The sequence below is a fragment of the Butyrivibrio sp. AE3006 genome (assembly GCF_000424165.1).
Taxonomy (GTDB): Bacteria; Bacillota; Clostridia; order Lachnospirales; family Lachnospiraceae; genus Butyrivibrio.
On the sequence record NZ_AUJJ01000021.1, the window covers coordinates 81,957 to 89,185 of the forward strand.

At 40.4% G+C, this 7,229-nt stretch carries 6 protein-coding genes; 5 read left to right on the forward strand and 1 reads right to left on the reverse strand.

The window, feature by feature from the left end; genetic code table 11:
- Window positions 1-50 precede the first annotated feature (50 nt).
- The 5 genes from G603_RS0111765 to G603_RS0111790 all read left to right on the forward strand — a co-directional run bounded on the left by G603_RS0111765 (window position 51) and on the right by G603_RS0111790 (window position 6,872).
- Window positions 51-1,523, forward strand: coding sequence for a hypothetical protein (locus tag G603_RS0111765; RefSeq protein WP_035793015.1), 1,473 nt, complete (start codon window positions 51-53; stop codon window positions 1,521-1,523).
- A 94-nt stretch (window positions 1,524-1,617) separates the two neighbouring features.
- Window positions 1,618-2,142, forward strand: a complete 525-nt coding sequence (locus G603_RS0111775; RefSeq protein WP_026670344.1) for an S-ribosylhomocysteine lyase — start codon at window positions 1,618-1,620, stop codon at window positions 2,140-2,142.
- A gap of 399 nt (window positions 2,143-2,541) precedes the next feature.
- Window positions 2,542-3,246, forward strand: a complete 705-nt coding sequence (locus tag G603_RS0111780) for a 5'-methylthioadenosine/adenosylhomocysteine nucleosidase (protein ID WP_035793018.1) — start codon at window positions 2,542-2,544, stop codon at window positions 3,244-3,246.
- Window positions 3,247-3,333: 87 nt separating this feature from the next.
- A complete protein-coding gene (locus G603_RS0111785; RefSeq protein WP_026670345.1) occupies window positions 3,334-4,914 on the forward strand; it encodes a glucose-6-phosphate isomerase in 1,581 nt (526 codons plus the stop codon).
- A 38-nt stretch (window positions 4,915-4,952) separates the two neighbouring features.
- Complete coding sequence (locus tag G603_RS0111790; RefSeq protein ID WP_026670346.1) at window positions 4,953-6,872, forward strand: EAL domain-containing protein; 1,920 nt, start codon at window positions 4,953-4,955, stop codon at window positions 6,870-6,872.
- Between the two features lie 149 nt (window positions 6,873-7,021).
- Here G603_RS0111790 and G603_RS22035 read toward each other — a convergent pair.
- The coding region (locus G603_RS22035) for a transposase (protein ID WP_081669912.1) at window positions 7,022-7,229 on the reverse strand (208 nt) is incomplete at its 5' end.

Consider the following 7,229-nt stretch of genomic DNA (forward strand, 5'->3'; position numbering starts at 1 on the left):
GGAATTTTTTTATTAAAAAATCGAAATACATATTTTTTCTGATATCGGCAATGGCCTTTCTGATGCTGGCTTCAAGGTCATCATTTTTGTATGTGTTCAACAACTGGGATGACGCCAACAGTTATCTGTCTGTAGGAAAAGCGCTCTTTAACGGCAAAATGCCATACAGGGATGTCTTTGATCAAAAGGGAATGTATCTGTACTTTTTCTATGGTCTAGCCTATCTTGTTTCCCATACTACCTTTGCAGGAGTTTATATCCTTGAAGTGATCCTGGCATTTTTTGATATCCTTGGATTCTATAAGATATTAAGACTCTACACAGGAGAAAAGACATCACTTATATTTGCTCCTTTGACCTTTGTGGTAGCCGTTGTTTCAAAGAGCTTTTGGTGGGGCGGCGCTGCCGAGGAGATATGCCTTCCCTTCTATGTGTGGGGACTGTACCTTATCGTCAGATATTTCAGGGAAGATTATCATGAAAAGACCATGCCCATGAAGCAGGTCTTCTTTGGAGGAATCCTTGCAGGAATAATTGCAAATATCAAGTTCACGGGCCTTGGCTTTTTCTTTGCATGGATGATGATGGTGTGGTTTTCCTTTATATTTAGAAAAGAATATGCAGCTAGTATCAAGGCCTGCTTGGTATTTCTCTTTGGAATGTTTGTTACATTTATTCCCTGGATAATCTACTTTGGTATTCAGGGCGGCCTTTATGAGTGGTACTGGGGATATGTTTATATCAATGTATTCCTCTATCCCAAGACAGAAGGCGCAGGTCTTGGAAGCCTTATTTACTCACTGGCCAAGATACTGTATTTTCTCATTCTTGATAATTATCAGTACTTTGTTTTTGTAATAGTCGGATTGATCTATGCTGTATTTTCAAAGACAGAAAAGTTCCTTGGAAGGCTTGTGGTGCCGGTGCTTTTTGCCTTTTTATTCCTTGGAATATTCATAGGCGGAAGAACCCTTCCCTACTACTCTCTTCCACTGTCTGTTTTTGCGGTATTTGGCTTTGCACTTTTGGGCTCTGCCCTGGAGATGCTCTTTACCAAAGAGACAGACTCTGACATAGGAAAAAAGGAATACGGAATCCTCATGTTCCTTGGATGCGGCGCAGCAGTACTTTTATCAATGCTTTTTATCTACAATACATCCATGAACATATCCTATATGAAGGAGACTGATGAGAGCTTTTTCCTCTTTAGATTCAGGGATGAAGTTCTTGAAAAAGAAAACCCAACACTTTTAAATGTGGGCTGTCTTGATGCAGGACTTTACACACTTACAGATATAGTTCCAAGCTGCAGGTGGTTTCAGACTCAGACCCTGGATGTACCGGAGCCACAAAATAACCCTTATCTTGAGCAGGATAGGTATGTAAGAGAAGGCCTTGTTGATTTTGTTATAGCAAGGAATTCGTATCCTGAGTGCATCTATGACAACTATGAGCTTGTAGACAAAGAGGAGTACAGCATTAACGGAAGTGCCTTTAATTACTTCCTTTTCAGGAAGAAATAATGCATATACATCCTATAGGTGTTAGAATGGAAATAGTGCATAACTATGCATTAGATAAACTGTTAAATTTTTTTAAAGCAAAAGGAGATAAAAAATGGATTTAATACCCAGTTTTTCTGTAGATCATAATCTGATCGTACCCGGAATATATGAAAGCAGAGTTGACGAAGTTGGCGGAGAAAAGGTAACTACCTATGATATCAGAGTTACAGCTCCCAACAAGGAGCCTGCTGTTGACGTAGCTGCCATGCATACACTTGAGCATATTATTGCTACATATCTTAGAAATGATCCTGACTGGAAGGATGAAGTCATCTACTGGGGTCCCATGGGCTGCCTTACAGGCTTTTACCTTATCTTAAAGGGAAATCGTGCAACTAAGGATTTACACGATCTTCTTCTTAAAGCCTTCAGATCTGTTAAGGATTCTGAGACTGTTCCCGGATCAAATCCTGAGAACTGCGGCAACTGCCTTATGCACAATCTTCCCATGGCTAAGTGGTATGCAGCTAAGTTTGCAGACTATCTTGAAGCCAATGTAGATAACGAGAAAATCTACGTATATCCTAAGACAGAGAGACTCGTTACAGACGACGGAAGACAGTTCTTTGATTCATGAACTACCACCACCGACTCCACGTCGGAAATGGTTTCAGTCATGCCTAATGGCATTGACCTGGCACGTCCACGGTGCCACTACTCCCTCGGGCAAGAGCCCTTGGGCATACTTAGATGTTAGTTTTAGATGGCAATTTTGCCTTGGAATAGTTTCCTTGCAAATTTTACGCACCGAAGGCTTTTTGTTAGTATTTCTCGGTGCAACCCATATTCACAGTTGTCAATGTTCCAATGCAGATATTTTACCACAAACTAACGTTCGACGCAACTTAAAGGCGATTCATCCCACATCTGACTTCATCAGAAGGGGTTTTCTCGCACGATGTTTATAATATAAAAGTAAATTGTGCTTTTTATGAGCTGACAGGTACAGAATAAATCTGAAAAGTGAGGGATAAAAATGAGTTACAAAATTGGAATCATCGGGGCTATGGAGATTGAGGTTGAGAGCTTAAAGAGCCAGATGAATGTTACCTATAAACTTGAAAAGGCTTCAATGAGCTTTTTTGAAGGCACTATAGGAGATACGGAAGTCGTTGTAGTAAAAAGCGGAATCTGCAAAGTAAATGCTGCTCTTTGTGTTCAGATTCTGGTTGATGAGTTCCATGTAACACATGTGATAAATACAGGCGCTGCCGGATCTCTTGATGCCAGAATTGATATAGGCGATTTTGTGGTATCAACTGATGCTGTTTATCATGACGTTAATGCCACAGTATTTGGATATAAAAAGGGTGAGATTCCTCAGACCGGAAGGCTGGAATTCCCTGCAGATAAGTGGATGATCGATGAGATCAAGATAGCAGCTGCAAGAGCAGGTATCGATGGCAAACTCTGGGAAGGCAGAGTCTGCTCCGGAGATCAGTTCATTTCCGACAGCGCTGTAAAGGATGAGATTAAGAAGGAGTTCGGCGGACTTTGCACAGAGATGGAGGGTGCAGGTATTGCCCATGCATGCTTCCTTAACAAGGTTCCTTTTGTTATCCTTCGCGCAATATCTGATAAAGCAGATGGCAGCGATATCATGGACTATCCCGAATTTGAAAAGAAGGCAGCAGCTGACTGCGCAGCACTTACAAAATGTTTTATTGAGGGGCTTAAGTGATACGATTTTTCATTAAATATTGCTATGAAAAAAAATGAATGATAAAATTTTCTTACAATAGGCAAATAATAGGAGGATTATGTAACAATGATCAATTGGAGTAATCTTGATACACTTGGGTCATATAAAGAGCTTAAGGACGTTAAGAAGATAGACCTTGTGGCAGCAATGTCAGGAGAGAATGGAGCAGAGAGAGTTAAAAAGTACTCTGTAAAGATGGCTGATTCTCTTTCATACAATTTCGCTGCTAAAGAGGTTGATGATGATATCCTCGCAGCTCTTGATAAGCTTGCAAAGGAAGCTCAGCTTGCAGAGAAGTTCGAAGCTCTCTACAACGGCGAAGTTATAAATACCGGTGAGAAGAGAATGGTTCTTCATCACTTAACAAGAGGTCAGCTTGGCGAGAACGTTATGGCTGACGGCGTAAATAAGCGCGAGTTCTATGAAAAGGAACAGAAAAGAATTGCAGATTTTGCTGATAAGGTTCATTCAGGCGAGATCGCAAACGAGAAGGGCGAGAAGTTTACTACTGTTGTACAGATCGGTATCGGCGGATCAGACCTTGGCCCCAGAGCTATGTACCTTGCTCTTGAGAACTGGGCACACAAGACAGGCAACTTCAAGATGGAAGCTAAGTTCATCAGTAACGTAGATCCTGATGATGCTTCAGCTGTACTTAACTCTATCGATGTTGCTCATTCAATATTCATCCTGGTTTCAAAATCAGGAACAACTCTTGAGACACTTACAAACCAGTCATTTGTAATGGATGCTCTTAAGAAGGCAGGTCTTGATGCATCAAAGCACATGATCGCTGTTACTTCAGAGACATCTCCTCTTGCAAAGAGTGATGATTTTATCGAAGCATTCTACATGGATGATTTCATCGGTGGACGCTACTCTTCTACTTCAGGTGTTGGCGGCGCAGTTCTTTCTCTTGCATTTGGTCCTTCCGTATTCGCTCAGTTCCTTCAGGGTGCTGCCGAGGAAGACAAGCTTTCTGCAGAAAAAGATATGATGAAGAATCCCGCAATGCTGGATGCTATGATCGGATTCTATGAGAGAAATGTACTTGGATATCCTGCAACAGCAGTACTTCCTTACTCTCAGGGCCTTAGCCGCTTCCCTGCTCATCTCCAGCAGCTTGACATGGAGTCAAACGGTAAGAGCGTAAACCGTTTCGGCGAGCCTATCGATTATGTAACAGGTCCCGTAATCTTCGGTGAACCCGGTACAAACGGACAGCACTCATTCTATCAGCTTCTGCACCAGGGAACAGACATCATTCCCATGCAGTTCATCGGATTTAAGAACAGCCAGCTGAAGAATGATGTAGATATTGAGAACAGCACCAGCCAGCAGAAGCTCTGCGCAAACGTAGCAGCTCAGATCGTAGCTTTTGCTTGCGGTAAAAAGGATGAGAATCTCAACAAGAACTTCAAGGGCGGACGTCCTTCAAGTATCATCGTTGGTGAGGAGCTTAATCCTGTAACACTTGGTGCTCTCCTTGCACACTTTGAGAACAAGGTTATGTTCCAGGGCTTTGTATGGAATGTTAACAGCTTCGATCAGGAAGGCGTTCAGCTTGGTAAGGTTCTTGCAAAGAGAGTTCTTGCTCACGATACAGAAGGTGCGCTTACAGCATATAGCGAACTTTTAAACATCTAATTTAAAGCAGCTCATCCCCTATATGGGAAGGAGAGCTTATGAATGAGGTAACAACTATTTACGAAAACTATACAGCAGTAGGCGATATTCTGGTTATGGCCACAGTTATAGTATTCGTTATATTACTGAAATCAGCCTATGTGAACAGAGGCAGGGAGATCCGTCTTTTTAAAGGAGTCCTGGTGCTTCTGTTTGCTGCGGCAGCAACTGACATTTTCTTTTATATCGTTGTTTCTAATCCTGCGGTTTATCCGCATATCCTTATATATATTCTAAGAGCACTTAAGCATCTTCTGCTCTTTTCCAGTTTGTTTGTATATGTGCTGTATATGAAAGACCCTCTTCATATAAACGAAAGTCTGGATATCAGATATATTGTTCTGTCCGTCTGTGTCCTTATATTTATGACAGTTTATGACATTTTAGGAAGTGTCCTGAAGTTTGGGTTTTATATAGAAGATGACAATATTATTCATGATGGAGTAAATATTTTTCCATATGTATATATCTTCTTTGTGTCTTTGCTTCTATGGATGCTGTTTCGATACAGGGACAAGATTTACAAGCCTGTACTATGTGGAATTGTATCATCATGCTTTGTGTCATTTCTGGTGATGTTCATTCAGGGAATGCATAATCAGAGCTCTTTTACTATTGCAACATTTTTGTTTCCCACATACGCGGTACTCTATTACCTACATGCAAATCCACTTGATATAGAGATGGGTTCAGCGCATGAAGTTGAATTTGAAAATCATATTGCAGAAATATTTGCCCGTAAAAAAGAGATACTTTTAGTCAGTCTGTATATGAGAGAATATGACTTTCCCGGTAATAAACTGCCTAAGGAATTAAGGGATAAGGTAAGAGACTACAACACCAAATATTTTAAGAGTGGGAAGATTTTCCAGATCTCCGGAGGAAGACTGATCTTTGTCTGTGATTATAAGGAAATTAGCGATTATAATGAGGCTGGAAAATGGATCATCAAACATCTCGAAGAACAGCACACAATCTACAAACAGGACTATAAGACAGTAATAACAAAATCTGATAAGAGTCTTAGTGAGAGAAATGACTATATAAGTTTTATTCAGTATCTTGAGCGCAGGATGCCTGAAAATAGCGCAAAGCTGGTTACTGAAAAGGATATTTTGGCATATTATGATCACAGATATATAGTAGATGAGCTTGCAGATATTAATGAGAAAAAGGATATCCATGACAGCAGAGTCATAGTTTTCTGCCAGCCTGTTTACAATGTTACAACAGGTAAATTTGATACCGCAGAAGCTCTTATGCGACTTAAACTTGAAAAAACAGGCATGGTATTTCCTGACAAATTCATTCCCATAGCAGAGGCTCACAATTATATTCATATGCTGAGTATGATAATCCTCGCTAAAACCTGTGAGCAGATAAGAAAGCTTATGGAGGATGGATACTATGTAAAGCGTATCTCTGTAAACTTCTCCATGATCGATATAAGAGAAGAGCACTTTGCTTTTAATGTTAAGCAGATCATTGAAGATGCAGGGATCGAATATGACAAGATTGCCATAGAGATAACCGAGAGCCAGAATGAAAGCGATTTTATGATGGTTCGTGACAGAATCTTTGAGATGCGAAAAAATGGAATCATCTTCTATCTGGACGATTTTGGTACCGGCTACTCCAACTTTGAGAGAATTATGGAGCTGCCCTTCGACATAGTAAAATTCGACAGGTCACTGGTTATTGCCAGCGGATCCGATGTAAAAGCAGAGACAATGGTCTCCTATCTTGCTCATATGTTTACAGATATGAACTATGCGGTTCTTTATGAAGGTATCGAGAATGAAGAGGACGAGAATCGATGCACCCAGATGTTCGCAAGGTATCTTCAGGGCTATAAGTATTCAAAGCCCATACCTATTGAGAACCTTACAGAGTTCTTTGAAAAGGTTCACGATTATTAAGAAGAACTATTTAAATGAAGGGGCTGTGAAAAAATGAGATAATCATTTTTTCCAGCTCCCTTTTTATATCATTTTTTTGTGAGGCATGCTGTTTCTGGCAAAAACAGAGTATAATACCCCTTTCCCCAAGAACTACAAACTTTTTAAACTCAGGCAGCTTCTTGGAGATGCATCTTTTTATTGTGATATTTATATAAGTTATGACCTATTGAAACCAAAAGAACCTCAAGTTTTACGGATTCTATTCCTTTTCGGACTATTCTTTTATACCAACGATCATTTTTTATGATTCCGAAAGTACCTTCCGCTTGAATGGATCTGTTCATTCTAAGGAGTGCTCCCTGGATGCTTTCAAGA